Raw genomic sequence first — 16,864 nt, forward strand, 5'->3', positions numbered from 1 at the left:
AATAAGTGCCCTGTTGTTATGTGCGGGCGCTTTACTTCCAACTAGCCTAATTGCAGGCGAATTGACCCAGTATCAAGCTAATTACGATATTTTACGCAAAGGTAAAAATCATGGTGAGGCTGTTCGTGAGCTCAAAAAAACGGGCGATGATACTTATGAACTAACATACCACAGCAATATTGAGTGGATGATTTTTTCTGATTCTCGTGAAGAAACATCAGAGTTTACCTTTAAAGATGGCAAGGTTACCCCGCATCATTACAATATGATCCGCACCGGTACAGGCCCAGATAAAGATTATAAGATTGATTTTGATACGACAAATAAGGTAGTGACTAGCAGCGCTAGCGAATACCCACTAAAATGCGAATGGACTGATGAATTTCAGGATGCTATTTCCTACCAAGTGCAAGTGCGCGAAGGATTGAAAAAAGGTGAAACGAGCTTTTCATTTCCGCTTATAGACAAAAAAGGTAATCGCCGCGACTACAACTTTGAAGTATCTGGCACCGAGATGATTTCGTTGCCTATTGGTAATGTAGAAGCCATTAAAGTAAAACGTTTATACGATAACGATAAACGCCAAGCGATTGCGTGGTTTGCGCCAGAAATGGATTACATGCTGGTACGTATGTGGAAAGGCGAAAAAGGTATGGAGCAGTTTGAAGTTCAAATGAATTCATTTACTGTTACTGCACCTACAGCTGTTGCGCCTGCTACAGCACAACAACCTCAAGAAGCTAACTAGCTTTTAAATAAATCAGTAATAAAATAGGTGGGCTAAATTAGCTCACCCATCTTAAACAATGCAAATTCTCCCGGCTCCATTTTTTGCCAACGCTCATCGTTAGTTAATGGCCTTGTTGTTATTACCGTCACTACATCGTTTGGTGTGGTCTCTTGTTGAAAATCAACCACCATGTCGGCATCAATCAACGTTGCTTTACCAAATGGCGCACGGCGCGTTATGTAATGTAAGTTATTAGTGCAATACGCTAAAACAAACACCCCGTCGGTCAATAACATATTAAACACCCCTTTTTCACGCAACGTATGCGACAACTTAGCAGCGTATCTAAAAACCGACGCCATATTACTTGGACGCTTTGGGTATTTTTCGCGAATTTTATCAAGTAACCAACAAAAAGCGAGTTCACTATCGGTGTTACCCACTGGGCGATAGTACTCTGTTTTTAAATCATGATAATTAGATAACTGCCCGTTATGAGCGTAAGTGATTTCACGCCCCCATAACTCTCGCGTAAAAGGATGAGTATTTTCAAGGCATACTCTCCCGCGGTTACCTTGGCGAATATGGCTAATAACCGAGACACTTTTAATTGGGTATGCTTTAACGAGCTTTGCAATTTCAGATTGATAGCTCGGCTGCGGATCTTTAAAGGTTCTACAACCTTTACCTTCGTAAAACGTAATGCCCCACCCGTCTTTATGTGGTCCCGTGTTTCCGCCACGCTCTAAAAGGCCTGAAAAACTAAAACAAATATCGGTAGGCACATTGGCTGACATGCCAAGTAATTCACACATTAATAAAATAACCCTTAAAAACCATACATTAAAATAAATAGCGTTATACTTGTGTATTAAGCGTACACTAATTTGCAGCCCGCTATAACGGCTATACTTACTTAAAAAATGTCATTTTGCTATTAGATTTATTTATTTTTACGTTAACACTACTTACGGTTAATGCTTTGACTATACGATAGTTATTGTGCGTTCCTCTGTCGGGTAATTAAATATCGTATTTAAGTTACTTTCTACTACAATTTAACATCGTTATGTACTTGAAAATTACTGTTACTAGCGCTACTCTAAGTGAGGTGGTCTGACCTCTATTAAGGAATAAAAATGACACTCATATTTACACTGGTTCTAATCGCGTTGCTTTGCACTGCGGTTTACCACAGAGCAAGTTGGAACACAGCACTTGGTGTTTCGGCTATAACTTTATTAATTGGTACCTTTGCGGGTGCTTTTGGTTTAATTAGCTGGTTGATCTTTTTGATCATCGCGGTTCCTCTTTCTGTTACTGGCCTTCGTCAGCAATATATCATCAAGCCAATTTTTGCTACGTTTAAAAAAGTAACGCCAAGCATGTCTGATACTGAAAAATCAGCTATTGATGCCGGTACGACGTGGTGGGAAGCTGACTTATTTTGCGGTAACCCAGATTGGAAAAAACTTCACCAATATCCAGTTCCTAAACTTACTATTGAAGAGCAAGCCTTTGTAGATGGCCCTGTTGAAGTAGTATGCAGCATGTTGGACGATTGGGAAGCAACGCATGAACTAACCGACCTTCCTCAAGATGTATGGCAATATCTAAAAGATAATAAATTCTTTGCCATGATCATCAAAAAAGAATACGGCGGTTTAGAGTTTTCTGCATTTGCACAGTCATGTGTACTTCAAAAACTAACAAGTAAATCAACATTGCTTTCGTCAATTGTTGGTGTACCAAACTCTTTAGGCCCAGGTGAATTATTACAGCACTATGGTACAAAAGAGCAAAAAGATCATTACTTACCGCGCTTAGCGAGCGGTCAAGAAATTCCATGTTTTGCATTAACGTCGCCAGAAGCGGGTTCTGATGCAAGCTCAATTCCAGACTACGGTGTAGTGTGTAAAGGGCAATGGAATGGCGAAGAGGTTGTGGGTGTTAGTTTAACGTGGAATAAGCGTTACATTACACTTGCCCCAGTTGCTACGGTACTTGGACTTGCGTTTAAATTACAAGATCCAGATGGCTTAATTGGCGACAATAAAGAGCCAGGCATTACCTGTGCACTTATTCCAACGGATACTCCTGGAGTTGAAATTGGTCGTCGACATTTCCCGCTTAACGTACCATTTCAAAATGGTCCTACTCGCGGTAAAGACATTTTTGTACCACTTGATTACATTATTGGTGGTCCAGATATGGCTGGTCAAGGCTGGCGCATGTTGGTTGAATGTTTATCGGTTGGTCGTGCAATTACGTTACCGTCAAACTCTGCCGGTGGCATTAAAATGATTGCTATTGCGACAGGTGCTTATAGCCGAATTCGTCGTCAGTTCCGTTTACCTATTGGTAAAATGGAAGGTGTTGAAGAGTCACTAGCAAAACTTGCTGGTTACGCTTACAGCTCTGATGCTGCGGTTAGTATGTCTACAGGTGCGGTTGATTTAGGCGAAAAGCCATCGGTTGTTTCTGCCATTATTAAATACCACCTGACAGAGCAAATGCGTGATGCAACTATTCATGCAATGGATGTACTTGGCGGTAAGGGCATCATGCTTGGGCCAAATAACTATTTAGGTCGTGGCTATCAAGGTGCACCTATTGCCATTACCGTTGAAGGTGCAAACATCTTGACCCGTAATATGATTATTTATGGTCAAGGTGCGATTCGCTGTCATCCATTTGTACTTACCGAGCTTGGTGCGTGCGAAATTGAAGACCGCGAAGAGGCGCTTAACGTATTTGATAAAGCGCTAATGGGTCACATTGGTTTTACTATGTCGAACCTTGTACGTACTAAGTGGCTTGCTCTTACCGGCGCTCGTTTTACAAGTGTGCCGTACAACGACGAAACCGCTGAATTTTACCGTATAGCGTCACGCTTTAGTGCATCACTTGCACTTATGTCTGACATTAGCATGGCAGTATTTGGTGGCTCACTAAAACGTAAAGAACGTATTTCAGCACGTTTAGGTGACTTACTTAGTTACCTATACTTAGTATCTGCAACGCTTAAGCGTTACAACGATGAAGGCCGTAAAAAAGAAGATTTTGCTCTAGTAAAATGGAGTTGCCAAGATCACCTTTACCATTGCCAACGTGCACTTGCTGATTTAATTAATAACATGCCTTCGGCTCCACTACGCGCCGTGTTAAAAGTATTGTTATTCCCGTTTGGTCGCCCTGTTCGTAAACCAACTGACCAACTTGAGCATAAACTAGCACAACTACTACAAGTACCTAGCGAAACGCGTAACCGTTTAGCAAGCTACGTATACCTAACAAATGAGCCGCTTAACCTTGTAGGTCGTCAAGAGCAAACGCTTAAAGACGTCCTTGATGTTGAGCCATTATTTGAAAGAGTATGTAAAGAAAAAGGCCTTAAACTGCCATTCTTTCAGCTTGATAAAGTAGCGCAAATGGGGCTTGAAGCAGGTATTTTAAGCCAAGCAGAGGCTGATAAACTAGCTGCTGTTGAGCAATCTCGTTTAGATGTTATTAACGTTGATGACTTTGACCCGGCTGATTTACTTGCAGGCAAAGCCGCGCGTAATAGCGTTAAAAAAGAAGCTAATGCCGCTTAATTAACTAAGTAAGCATTTGAATACTAAAAGCCAGCGCCTAATGCGCTGGCTTTTTTGTGTAAAATAAATTTTTATATATCAAATCGCACATATCAATCAAATACTCGACGATAAGTGTAAATTAGCGCTTAGTTATCAATCGCTTCCATGCTAAAACTATGCCTGTATACACTAAAAAACATGCGAGCAATGATGCCAAACCAGCTAATGTTTGCCCTAAAAAACCAAAGTATTCACCGGTATGTAAAAATCGAGATGTTCCCCATGCTTGATCGCCTCGCGTCCAATCCGATTTTTTTAACGTTTTAATTGCATCACCAGTGCGAGTATCTAAAAATAATGAATACGCATATTCTTGGCGATTCCCGATACTGGTATCAATATAAAAACGTGCTTCGTGTTTTTTGTCACCTAATTCTAACCACATTGAATACCAATCAGCAGCACCATTATTAATTGCATGTACTTTAGCTTGTTGAAATAAAGTATCGTACAGTACTTCATCAGCCGATAAATCTAATACTGGTAGATGCTTTTCACGCTCCGGTACACTTTGTCCAAATGCGCCGTACAGTGCCTTATTTGCCCAATCAAAATGAAACAAAGTAGCCGTTAATGACAAAACGAGTAAAACCGGTAAACACCAAATTCCAAAAACTAAATGCCACTGCCTATTTCGATGATGTGATGATTTGTAACTCTTTGCTAGTAATAAATATCCTTTTAATGCAGAGCGGTTAAATCGCTTTGGTAACCACAGATAAGCACCCGATAGTAATAAAAAGATAAAAAATAGATTAGCGTAGCCATTTATATTTTTACCAATCACCTGCGAAGCGCCATGCAGTAATAAATAACGATGTATATCAGTTACAACGTGAAAAAAGTCAGCCGCTAACCCCTCTCCTTCACGAAGCACGTCTCCTGTATAAGGGTGTAATAAGTAGCTATGCTTTCCAGCCCAGGCAGGAATGGCAGCCCCTTCTCGATTAACCCAACGAATATAAATATGTGATTGACTCGGATGCGATTTTCGCAAAATATCCACAACATCATCAGTCGATAGTCGCTGTTGAACATAGGTGTTATTTACAGTAAATCGCATTTCATCTAGCTCAACAATCTGTCGTTCATAGGTTAATAGAAAACCCGTGAACGACATGCTAAAAATAAATAAACCGGCGATTAGACCTATAATTAAGTGGGCCCAAAAGACCCACTTTTTAAACAATTTTAAGAACATAAAATAAGTTACTTATTCTTAAAACTGATAAGAAATCGATAAGCGAATATCGCGCCCAGATTCGTATGGACCAACAACAGTGCCAAATACTTCACTGTAATCACCCACACTTGAATGATCGATATATAACTCATTAAATAAATTAGTAACAGCAACATTAAATAATAATGCATTCGTCACATTCCACCGCCCATATAAATCAACAGTGGTATAGCTTGGTTTATTTAGGGTATATAAAGAATCGGTCCAACCAAGGTCAACAGCTTGATGAAGAGTATTAATATCGAGTGAATCGACTTTAGTTACACTAAAACCAACCTTTGCATCAGTGTTAATGTCGTAATCAACGCCAGCAACCCATGTATTGCCTCTGCTATTCCCTAAACCGACAAACTCATAGCCATTAATATCAATTGCATCATAACTTACACTGTACAACCCATCACGTGGGTCAAGCTCTGTATCAGTAGCTGAAAATCCAATGAAGAAATCAAATGAATTTAAACGATATGCTAGGTCAAACTCAAATCCTTTAGTCTCTAACGTGCCTATATTGTTATAAACCGAGTTTCCTTCATACCCTTCAAATATCACATCATCTAAAGACGAATTATAAATACTTGCCTTAGCGGATAAATTTTCATTAGTGTACGTTATGGATGCTTCAATATTAGTTACGGTCTCAGGTACTAAACTTTCATCCGCTACTGGAATATCTGAACCGTCATATAAATATCCATCAATGGTAAAGCCATCACCTATTTGCTTACCACGCGCGGCTTCAGCATACCCAAGCCCTACTGTCCAAGCATCATTAATGTCGTATGCTAAACCGATATTAAAACTCAGTTCATTGTCATCTAAACTCGATGCGCTTTCTGTAATTGCAGTGCCGTAATATTCATCTAATAAGATGTCTTGTTTAAACTTATAACTATCAAAACGCACCCCATAACTCAGTAAAAGTTGTGGAGTAATATCACTATAACCTTGTGCATAAACACCCAGTACACTGCCTTGTTCTGAATTTTCTTTTGCACCTGCTGCAGACCCACTCGATACTTCATCATTTCTATAATCAACGCCATAAACAAATTTATGTTCATCAATAATACTTGTATTACGAATATCTAAGCCATATGTGTCAATGTCAGCAAGCCAAGCAAATCGGCCGCCATTAAAAGATGATTCGGTTTTGTATGCTGTCGCCTCTAAATACAATAAGTTATTGTGAGAAAATATATAATTAGCAACGTAAGTCTCTCGCTCTGCTTCACTTGGATACAAAGCATCACCTTCTTGTACCGCCCAGTTAGGGCGTGCTGAAAAATCCCCTTCTTCGTCGCGTTTTTCAATACTTACCGACAAATGATGATTATCTGCTAACTCACCACTGGCTTTAATAAACATCATATCTTGATCGGCGGCCGTACCATAAATAGTATCGCCATCACCATCTTCCATGTTCTCGCGATCCACAGTATTGAAATACCCTAGTACGCCCCATGTATCACTTAATTTACCGTATACACTGGTGCTTAAACGCGTACCGTCATTTGAAAAGTAACTTGCTTTAACACGTCCACCAAATTGTTCACCTTGATTAAGTAAGTCTTGCGCGTCTTTAGTTTTAAAGCGGATAGAGCCGCCAATCGCACCAGGACCACTTGTTGCTTCGCCGGCACCTGCTTGCACATCGATTTGTTGCAGTAGGTCTGGATCTATTGTTACACGACCAATATGATGAAATAACGTTGATGTTTGCTGTGCACCATCAACCGTTATATTTAATAAAGAATCTTCAACACCACGAATATAGATCTTTTGTGCAACGCCTACCGAGCCACCCACACTAACAGAAGGTGAATGTCGAAAAATGTCAGCCAGATCACTTGCTTGATATTGTTCTATTTCTTCAGCTGTAATACTCAAATTAGTTGCAGAACCAACTACAGATATTTTTTCAACAGACGCTGTATTTTTAGCAAGTTCTTGCGCGTATATAGGTGAACTAAATGATGCACAAATGGCACTCATTAGGGCTAATTTTTTCAAGGGGGACGTTCCTTCTCAATTACAAATAAGAAGAATTATCATTTTCTTTTAATGAAAAGTATAGCAACTTTACATTTGTTACATTTAGGAAATATACAAAGACGCGTTAGGTGCAATCTACTTTAGTTGCCTAAAAACATGTAAGTAAGGGCGTGAGCAAGACGAGAAAGCGTTGCTCAGTTTTTACAAGCACACAATATGAAATGTAATTTATACACCTTTAGGAACCGTTACAGTCATTACTAAACCACCTGCAGTATCATTTTTAGCAAATACTGTTGCAGCAATCGCATGTAATTGCCTTTGTGCTAAAGCAAGCCCTAAACCAAAGCTATCACTGTTGCATGAGCGAGCTGAATCAATCCGGAAAAAAGGTCTAAAAATAGTATTTAAATGCTCTTTAGGTACTCCTGGGCCTTGATCTGCAATAATAATTTGATATTCATGTTTATAATCAATGAGGCTAATCCGTACTTTTTTATTAATGGGTGTGTAACGTAGTGCATTTCTAAGTATATTCTCCAGTGCTTGACCTAATGCTCTGTGATTACTGTTTTCAATATGGGCTTGATTAGGTAAGTCAGCAGAAATCAGTTTATCTGGATATTCAAAACGCCCATCTTCAATGAGGATTTCGAGTAAATCGACTAAATCCAAAGATTCAATGCGCAACTGAGGTGACTCGTTATCTAACCAAGATAAAGTAAGCGTGTCATCTACTAACTTACGGATGTGCTGTGACTCTTTGTGAATACGCTCTAATTTGATTTGCGTGTCTTCTACACCCTTTTCTCTGTGAGTGAGTAAATTGTCAGTTGCTATATCTAAGCGTGTTAAAGGTGTTCTCAACTCGTGAGACAGATCAGTTAGTAATACACGTTGATGCATAATCTGATCACTGATCCGCTCTGCCATTAAATCAAATGTTTCAGCTAACTGGGATAGTTCATCATTGCGTGAGCCCAGCTGCTCTCGAACTCTGACACTAAAGTCTCCTTTGCTAAATGCCCTACTTGCTAAGTCGAGTTCTTTAATAGGATGCATAATATGGCGATATAACACAATAGATAAACACACCAATATCAGCATTGGCAATAAAACTTGTAACGACAAACGTGTTAAATTCCAAAGTGATCCTGGGCGCATTCTTTGCGGCAACTGCAAAACAAGGCTAGTTGCACCATCTTTAAAGGGTAATTGCATAACGGGGGCATGCTCAAAATACAGATGGATTTTCCAATCAATACTTCGCCCCAAGTTATATCCTGTATACTCATGACGATGAGAGCGATTACCTGCTAACTCAACCACATTGGCTTTAGCAATTACAGCCCAAATATTTTCTTGTTGTTGTAAATCATCAACCCAACGCTCAAGTTCGCTCATATCACCTTGATCAAATACAACCTCAGCCTTTTTTTGCCAATTAATTAACTCTTCTCGGCTTGAGTCACTTAGCATGCTCATATCATTTTCAAAATGATTAACCGCGACATTAATTAAATAAAACATCGCAACAACACCAGTACCAATAATTAAGCACAGCTTCCAAAATAAACGTCGTGTCATTTAATACAGTACCCTTGCCCATGCACAGTGTGTAAACGGCTGCCATCCCAGCCGGCGTTATTTAATTTTTTTCGTATACGACTCATATGCATATCTAAACTACGATCGTACTGACTGAAACGCTTGTTAAGCGCCGCTTGATATAAAAAAGGTTTTAACAGTATTTGTTCTTGGTTTTTCATTAAAATTTGCAGCAAGGCAAACTCAATAGGCGTAAAAGCTAATAGCTCACAATGCAGAAAAACCTGCTGGCGTAGGCTATCTATTTCAAGTCCATCAATATTAGCAATGTAAGGGGTATTTGTGTCTTGTTTAAAAACGCGCCTTAGTACTGAATCTACGCGTAGTAATAATTCTTGGCCATTAAACGGTTTTGCTAAATAATCATCTGCACCGGCTGATAAACCTAAAATACGCTCTTCTTCAGCATGTTTTGCCGATACAATTATTACAGGGGTGTTATTACAACTACGTAAAATATTAAGTACTGCTAAACCGTCTTTTCCCGGCAACATAACATCTAATAAAATAAGACTAAAACGTTGAGCAACCGCTAAATCAAGCGCTTGATCACCATCAAAACACTGTGTAACAGAGTACCCTTGGTTAGCTAGTAATTCAGTAATTTGATCATTAAGTAATGTATCGTCTTCAACAACTAAAATATCAAAATCAAATTTGTTGCGTTGATAGCCCTGTGGTGCAGACATAGAAAGCCATAATTTTTATAGTATTAAAACAAATTAAAGCAAATGATAATACAAATCAATATCAAAAACGGTGCGCAGGAAAAAAGTTAACTATTTGAGTGTTTTGAGTGTTTTGAGTGTTTTGAGTGTTTTGAGTGTTTTGAGTGTTTTGAGTGTTTTGAGTGTTTTGAGTGTTTTGAGTGTTTTGAGTGTTTTGAGTGTTTTGAGTGTTTTGAGTGTTTTTCAAGTATAAACTTGTTATTGAGGAAATAACAAGTGGCGGAGTGGACGGGACTCGAACCCGCGACCCCCGGCGTGACAGGCCGGTATTCTAACCAACTGAACTACCACTCCAGCATACAAATTTTGTAATATAACATTGTTTAAATAGTTGGCGGAGTGGACGGGACTCGAACCCGCGACCCCCGGCGTGACAGGCCGGTATTCTAACCAACTGAACTACCACTCCATAATAAGAATATGTTTTACAACCATACGTTGTGTAAGTGTTGGCGGAGTGGACGGGACTCGAACCCGCGACCCCCGGCGTGACAGGCCGGTATTCTAACCAACTGAACTACCACTCCAGCTTTTGCTTACAAGTTTTACGAAAATGGCGGAGTGGACGGGACTCGAACCCGCGACCCCCGGCGTGACAGGCCGGTATTCTAACCAACTGAACTACCACTCCATATTTTCGTTGCTGTTTAGGTCTCCCTGACAGCGGCGTGAATAATACGAACCAACCCCTATTTCGTCAAGGGCTTTTTTGTTTTTTTATAGGTTTTTTAGTCATCTGTCATCGAAAGGTTTAAAATTTCACCTGATCTGTCATTTTTTGAGCCGTTTTTACCAACTTGATTTTTTTCTGTGTCGGCAACATCACCTTCACTTGTTTTCTTTTTCTTTAAAAAAGGCAGCTTCACTTTAAATTTAATCGGTTTTTTCTGAACAAATATACGAATTAACAACCAACCGAGTAATAAAATGAGCGTATTGCAGCCTACAATTAAGCTAATAATTGTAGACGTGGCCATTTTTTCTTCAACAGGTTCATTCTCAATCATTTCATCTGGGGTAATAATCGTTGCAGGATCAATTTCGGGCACCGCTTCTATAGGTCGTTCTATCTCAAATTTGTACGTTGGTAGCGTTGCCATAAATTCGCGGCCATTAATATTAGTCCCAAAAACTGACAGCTCAACGCTATACCTACCCCAATCATAATTTTTAACACTCAGTTGGCGTAAGTCTTTAGCAGCAGCATCTATGGTAAACATTTGCTCTTCGTTATTGGGATAGTAGATTTTTCCCTGGATGATGACTGTTTCTGGCTTAACAATACTTGGGTCTATATTTATAGTTAACAGATGCTCGTCTGTATCTTGCTCTGCTAACGCGACTTCGGTTACAAAAGGCGGCTCGTGCACTTCTATTGTATTTTGCACAATGCGACGCTGCAGCAGAGGTGTTGCAACGTAAAGCTCTGGTGTCCATTCACCCGCAGGGAAATCTAAAGTAAACTCGCCAGTAAACACACCATCTTTAGGGCGCTCATCAAATCCACGTCCATCGTCTTTAAATTCAGCGACTTCTTGAATGCCTGCGCCAAAGTTAGCAAAGTTTTCATTGTTAGTACTTACAAAATCAACATTAAGGCTCACAACATCTCTAAATAGGTTTGTATTAATTGGCTCACCGTCATTTAGTATTTTGCCAGTGATTTTTATTGTCTCCCCTCTAAACAACATTGAAGGAAGAGGCTCTGCCTCAAGAGATATCTCGCCTAATACGACTATTCGGCTGTCGGGCAAAATACTGCCTATGACTTGCCAAGGACCTGCCATAGGTTTTTTTATGGTTACTAAATCGTAGCTGAGTTCGTCAAACCATTCTAAGTTAGGGTTTTTAACAGAGTCAGCAGCAAAGTACTTACTGCCATCGGGCCTCACTAAAATAACAGCAGGTGCACCTGATTTTCTAAAAAAAAGCAGTGTTATTTCATCTATTTTGCTATCTATGCGAAAACGATTATCAAGTAAAGGGATCTCATTTTGATGCCCATCGCGCTTGAGCACTTCTACTTGTTTTACGCCATATGCATTGCCAGTAAATAAAGTAGCTGCACATAACGCTGTTACAAAATACATCGTTTTCATTAAATCGCCTTATTCAGCGCGCCAGATACATTGGCCGCCTTCTTTATTTACAAGATCCAATCGTGCCTCGTGTGCGCTTTGCTCAGCGTCACTTGCTCGCAGAACAACTAATGGGGCTCTATCACTATTTAAACGCTTTATACCGCCCTTCTGTTGCTCGCTGCCGTCATCTTTGTTTTGATTCAAATTCAACTTTGTTTGACCGCCCGTCATGGCAAGGTAAACATCGGCTAAAATCTCAGAATCCAGTAGCGCGCCGTGAAGCGTTCGTTTACCGTTATCTACATCGTAACGACGACATAATGCATCAAGGTTGTTCTTTTGACCTGGATGCAAGTCACGCGCCATTTTAAGCGTGTCGAGAACTTGACAAAAAGTATCTGTTTTAGGATAACCCTGATTAAGCAACGCAAATTCGTTATCCATGTGGCCAATATCGAACGGCGCGTTATGAATAACTAACTCAGCCCCTTCAATATAGTCGAAAAACTCTTGGGCAATTTGATGAAACAACGGTTTATCACGTAAAAATTCGTTAGTGATACCGTGAACGTCTATCGCTTCTTCTTCACTTGGCCGTTGTGGATTTATATAAACGTGAAAGTTATTGCCTGTTAAACGGCGATTTACTAACTCCACACACCCAATTTCTATAATACGGTGCCCTTGTTTAGGGTCTATGCCGGTGGTTTCTGTATCTAAAACTATTTGTCTACGTGCCATATCGAATTTAGCCTGATTCTGGTATCTTTCTATAATCACTTTATTGTACATAAGATCAAGGTAAAACAGTGCAAAAAACCGTAGAGATTTACACCGATGGCTCATGTTTAGGTAATCCTGGCCCCGGCGGTTATGGTATTTTTATGATTTATAACGGCCACGAAAAAGAAATGAGCCAAGGTTATAAACTCACAACAAATAACCGAATGGAAATGCTCGCGGCTATTGTAGCCCTAGAATCACTCACTCGAGAATGCGAAGTAAATCTAACAACCGATAGCCAATATGTTAAGCAAGGTATTGAATCGTGGATCACTAACTGGAAAAAACGTGGCTGGTTAACATCAGCTAAAAAGCCGGTTAAAAACGTCGATTTATGGAAACGCCTAGATAAAGCCTGTAGCGAGCACAATGTAACCTGGAAATGGGTTAAAGGGCATAGCGGCCATAAGTACAACGAAATAGTTGACGATCTGGCGCGCGATGCAGCTGGCAGCAAAGATTTACTAGAAGATGTAGGCTACCAGCCTTAATTAACTGTTGTTAAACCAATTTTATTAAAAACAAGTTCATTCTATCGCATTAAATAACTCACTAACTGCGTTAAAAATTATTCATATAGAACAACTATATGTCACAATTTTCGCCTTGTTAATGTGCTATTTCCTTAGCGCTATAATAGATCACTTATTTAATGCAATTGGTATTATTTTCTTGGTCGCACGTTTTGTAATGCTGCTTTGACGTTTGTCTAAGCCCTGCCCCTTTTACTGGTGCAAACTGCGGCCTAGCATGCCACTTAGGTTTTATTGGCGTAAGTGGCGCAACTCTTTTTCGTGCCACCAGCATATAAACACTGCCCATTGGTTTTAAATACTGCTTCGCAAAAGTACGCCAAAACTCAAACCTTGATAGCCTATTACCTCTTGCCAGTGATGAATAAATAAAACGTTCATCACTTACAATTTCAAAACCAAGTAAGTTTAGCCAATCTTTAACCCGTGCGGGTGTAAAAAAGCGCCCTGTCCATGGTAATTTTTGACCACTAAAAGGCAGCATTTGTGCAAGTCCGCATAAACTAAATGGATTAAAGCCAGTCACTACTATATAACCACCCGGAATAAGCGTGCGATGTGCTTCTCGTAAAATGTGATGTGGGTCTGAATGATACTCTAAGCAATGGCTTAGTATGCAGGCATCAATACTGTGCTCGTAAAATGGTAATTCGTCTATGTCAGCGACTACCCCGGTGTAAGGCCCAGGCTCTGCAACACACACTTGGTGTTTAATCGTACTTATACTTGTGTTTAATTCGCCACTTAAATTACCTAGCTTAAGCATATGATAGCCAAACATACGCGGCAGCCACTGCTCCATCTTACGTTCAATATCTGCACGCAAATAATCCCCATGAGGAAACTGCTGCCACGACAGTGGTTTGGGTCCTTCTTGAAAACTAAGGGCTGGTTTCATTTTTTGAGCTCGTTATACTATGCGATAAGTGTCACTTTATAGAGCAATTTACCATGGTGCAAGTCAAAGCAATTAAAGCCTTTTCTGATAATTACATTTGGTGTTTAACTACCGATAACAGTAACCAAGCATGGGTAGTCGATCCTGGCCAAGCACAGAGCGTATTAGCGTATCTAGCTGAGCACGAACTTACGCTTGGTGGGATTTTAATTACGCATCATCACTACGACCACACTGATGGCGTAGCTGCATTAGTTGACGCCTATCCAAATATATCGGTTTATGGCCCCGCGAATAGTCCATTTAAAGGCATTACTCACTCACTTACTGATGCTCAAAGCATTAGCGTACTTAATATTAACTTTAATATTTTAGCGACGCCTGGGCATACACTTGATCATATTTGCTATACAAATGATGAACTTGCTTTTACAGGCGATACATTGTTTAGCGGTGGATGTGGGCGATTATTTGAAGGCACACCAAAGCAAATGTGGGAATCGTTTAATAAACTAAGAGAGCTGCCTGCAAGCTGTAGTGTGTATTGCACACACGAATACACGCAAGCTAATCTTGCCTTTGCCAAAGCGGTTGAACCTCGCAACCCAGAACTCCTTGCGTACAGTAAAAAAGTAGATGAATTACGCAGTAATAACCAAATTTCCCTACCAACTTCTATTGGACAGGAGCTAAAAGTAAATCCATTTATGCGTAGCGATTTACCAACCATTACAGAGTTAGTGCCAGGAAAATTCATCTCGGTTACAAAAAACAATGAACCTTGGGGAAACTTTGCTAGTCTGAGACAGTTCAAAGACAATTTTTAATGCACAAACTAATACTTTAATATTTATTTTATTAGAATCATTAACTTAAGATATAGTGATGATTCTATTTCTGCGTTTTAAAAAGTCATTAAGTGGCAATGTTAACTCATAACAGGTAGTATTCGCCGAGTTTTTTACCCGATGTATTGGTATTTATGAATAAATCTCCCCTATTAGTAGCCTTGGCGTTAGCGCTAAGTGGTTGTCAAACTGTGGCAACTCTAGACTCAGACTCTCAAGTCGCCACGCAAGCAAACCAACAACTCGAAGGCGCAAGTCCTAACGACATTAACAATGCATTGATGGTAAACGCACAATATCAGCAAGTTGACCCTGATGAGCAAGAAGCTCCCGTATTTGATGATGTATGGGAGCGAATTCGCTACCAACTTTCTATCGAAATACCGCAAAACCGCCCTGTTGTTACTGAACGTAATTATTACGCTCGCCACCAAGCCTATTTAGATCGTATTTCTAAACGTGCAGAACCTTACTTACACTTTATTGTTGAGGAAGTAGAAAAGCGCGAAATGCCAATCGAAATTGCACTACTTCCTATTGTAGAAAGCGCATTTGACCCATTTGGATACTCTAATCGCAGTGCGTCGGGCATTTGGCAGTTTATGCCTGCAACTGGTGAGCGATTCGATTTAAAACAAAACTGGTGGTACGACGGTCGTCGCGACATCGTGCAATCGACTCGCGCAGCACTTGACTACTTATCGTATTTACACAAAACCCTTGAAGGCGATTGGCTAAATGCAATTGCAGCTTACAATTCAGGTGAAGGGCGTTTGATGCGCGCGATTAAAAAAAATCGTAAAAAGCATTTACCTACCGATTTTTGGTCTCTTGACTTACCAAGTGAAACAACAGCTTACGTACCAAAGTTATTAGCACTTGCCGATTTATTAAAACGCTCAGATGATTTTAACGTTACATGGCAACCAGTAATTAATGCACAAGTGGTTGAAGTGGTTGATGTTGGCTCGCAAATAGATTTAGCGCTTGCTGCTGATATGGCTGATATGACGCTTACTGAGCTATACAGATTAAACCCTGGTTTTAATCGCTGGGCAACTGATCCTAATGGCCCTCATTCTTTATTATTGCCTGTTGATAAAGCAGAGGAATTTAGTCAAAAACTAGCAAACACTGATGTTAAAAACAGATTACGCTGGCAGCGTTATATTGTGGCTCGAGGCGACAGCTTATCGGTAATTGCCAAAAAGTTTACAACAAGCTCAAGTGCAATCCGATCGCTTAATAAACTCAAATCAAATACGATTAAAGTAGGCCAAGAGTTATTAGTCCCCCTTACTGATGGCGCTATAAATAGCGAACATTTACCAAAGCAGATGCGTTTAGCTGCTAATAAAGCAACTCGCACAAAGCTTTCGCACACAGTTAAAAGTGGCGACACATTATGGGACATTAGCCGCGAATATGACGTAACTATGGATGAGTTAGCTAAATGGAATAAGCTAAAGAAAAACTCTGTATTGCGCCTAAATCAAAAACTAACTGTGTATAAGTCAGCTAATAAACCACAAGCAACGGCAAGCACCAACCGTACTATTACATACAAAGTACGCCGTGGTGATTCACTGGCACGTATTGCGTCTAAATTTAATCTCAGCGTTAACGAAATTATTAAGTGGAATAACTTAGCCGGTCAAAAATACTTACAACCTGGCCAAAAGCTAAAACTTAAAGTAGATGTCAGAAGTAGCTAATTTATAAAACTATATTAAAAGTAAAAAGGAGCGCATGCGCTCCTTTTTTAATACTTTAACGTTA

At 39.9% G+C, this 16,864-nt stretch carries 13 protein-coding genes and 4 tRNA genes; 5 read left to right on the top strand and 12 right to left on the bottom strand.

The window, feature by feature from the left end:
* The first annotated feature begins 13 nt into the window (after positions 1-13).
* Positions 14-748 (top strand): DUF3108 domain-containing protein, encoded by a 735-nt coding sequence (locus tag I6E80_RS11880; RefSeq protein ID WP_076924399.1) that lies wholly within the window; start codon positions 14-16, stop codon positions 746-748.
* Positions 749-780: 32 nt separating this feature from the next.
* Here I6E80_RS11880 and I6E80_RS11885 read toward each other — a convergent pair whose 3' ends face one another.
* The gene (locus I6E80_RS11885) at positions 781-1,545 is read right to left on the bottom strand and encodes a class II glutamine amidotransferase (RefSeq protein ID WP_197185616.1); all 765 of its coding nucleotides are present in this window, start codon (positions 1,543-1,545) and stop codon (positions 781-783) included.
* 324 nt (positions 1,546-1,869) lie between these two features.
* Between I6E80_RS11885 and fadE the strand changes: the two genes are divergently transcribed.
* Entirely contained in the window at positions 1,870-4,326 is a 2,457-nt protein-coding gene (fadE, locus tag I6E80_RS11890) for an acyl-CoA dehydrogenase FadE (RefSeq protein WP_182749678.1), read from the top strand.
* A 121-nt stretch (positions 4,327-4,447) separates the two neighbouring features.
* Here the strand turns inward: fadE and I6E80_RS11895 are convergent, their stop codons facing one another.
* The 10 genes from I6E80_RS11895 to dnaQ all read right to left on the bottom strand — a co-directional run bounded on the left by I6E80_RS11895 (position 4,448) and on the right by dnaQ (position 12,764).
* The gene (locus tag I6E80_RS11895) at positions 4,448-5,569 is read right to left on the bottom strand and encodes a PepSY domain-containing protein (protein WP_182738381.1); all 1,122 of its coding nucleotides are present in this window, start codon (positions 5,567-5,569) and stop codon (positions 4,448-4,450) included.
* Between the two features lie 18 nt (positions 5,570-5,587).
* Entirely contained in the window at positions 5,588-7,624 is a 2,037-nt protein-coding gene (locus I6E80_RS11900; protein WP_197185617.1) for a TonB-dependent receptor, read from the bottom strand.
* A 210-nt stretch (positions 7,625-7,834) separates the two neighbouring features.
* On the bottom strand, positions 7,835-9,193 hold the full coding sequence (locus tag I6E80_RS11905; RefSeq protein ID WP_197185618.1) for a histidine kinase sensor domain-containing protein: 1,359 nt from the start codon (positions 9,191-9,193) through the stop codon (positions 7,835-7,837).
* On the bottom strand, positions 9,190-9,903 hold the full coding sequence (locus I6E80_RS11910; protein WP_024599751.1) for a response regulator transcription factor: 714 nt from the start codon (positions 9,901-9,903) through the stop codon (positions 9,190-9,192). Before I6E80_RS11910 ends, I6E80_RS11905 begins: the two co-directional genes overlap by 4 nt.
* Positions 9,904-10,159: 256 nt before the next feature.
* A tRNA-Asp gene (locus tag I6E80_RS11915) sits at positions 10,160-10,236 on the bottom strand.
* Between the two features lie 38 nt (positions 10,237-10,274).
* Positions 10,275-10,351: transfer RNA gene (locus tag I6E80_RS11920), tRNA-Asp, on the bottom strand.
* 41 nt (positions 10,352-10,392) lie between these two features.
* A tRNA-Asp gene (locus I6E80_RS11925) sits at positions 10,393-10,469 on the bottom strand.
* Between the two features lie 27 nt (positions 10,470-10,496).
* A tRNA-Asp gene (locus I6E80_RS11930) sits at positions 10,497-10,573 on the bottom strand.
* Positions 10,574-10,670: 97 nt separating this feature from the next.
* Positions 10,671-12,041 carry a TIGR03503 family protein gene (locus I6E80_RS11935; RefSeq protein ID WP_197185619.1) on the bottom strand — a complete coding sequence of 457 codons (1,371 nt, stop codon included), beginning with the start codon at positions 12,039-12,041 and terminating at the stop codon, positions 10,671-10,673.
* 9 nt (positions 12,042-12,050) lie between these two features.
* Positions 12,051-12,764, bottom strand: a complete 714-nt coding sequence (dnaQ, locus tag I6E80_RS11940; protein WP_076924405.1) for a DNA polymerase III subunit epsilon — start codon at positions 12,762-12,764, stop codon at positions 12,051-12,053.
* Positions 12,765-12,832: 68 nt separating this feature from the next.
* Between dnaQ and rnhA the strand changes: the two genes are divergently transcribed.
* A complete protein-coding gene (rnhA, locus tag I6E80_RS11945; RefSeq protein WP_007378210.1) occupies positions 12,833-13,297 on the top strand; it encodes a ribonuclease HI in 465 nt (154 codons plus the stop codon).
* Between the two features lie 154 nt (positions 13,298-13,451).
* Here the strand turns inward: rnhA and I6E80_RS11950 are convergent, their stop codons facing one another.
* On the bottom strand, positions 13,452-14,237 hold the full coding sequence (locus I6E80_RS11950; RefSeq protein WP_024599756.1) for a class I SAM-dependent methyltransferase: 786 nt from the start codon (positions 14,235-14,237) through the stop codon (positions 13,452-13,454).
* A 53-nt stretch (positions 14,238-14,290) separates the two neighbouring features.
* On the opposite strand from I6E80_RS11950, the gene gloB reads away from it, so the two are divergent.
* Together gloB and I6E80_RS11960 are read left to right on the top strand one after the other, a co-directional pair.
* Entirely contained in the window at positions 14,291-15,064 is a 774-nt protein-coding gene (gloB, locus tag I6E80_RS11955) for a hydroxyacylglutathione hydrolase (RefSeq protein ID WP_197185620.1), read from the top strand.
* 155 nt (positions 15,065-15,219) lie between these two features.
* Positions 15,220-16,800, top strand: a complete 1,581-nt coding sequence (locus I6E80_RS11960) for a LysM peptidoglycan-binding domain-containing protein (RefSeq protein WP_170071925.1) — start codon at positions 15,220-15,222, stop codon at positions 16,798-16,800.
* Positions 16,801-16,864: the final 64 nt, after the last annotated feature.

This window comes from Pseudoalteromonas sp. NSLLW218, assembly GCF_015864775.1.
Classification (GTDB): Bacteria; Pseudomonadota; Gammaproteobacteria; order Enterobacterales; family Alteromonadaceae; genus Pseudoalteromonas.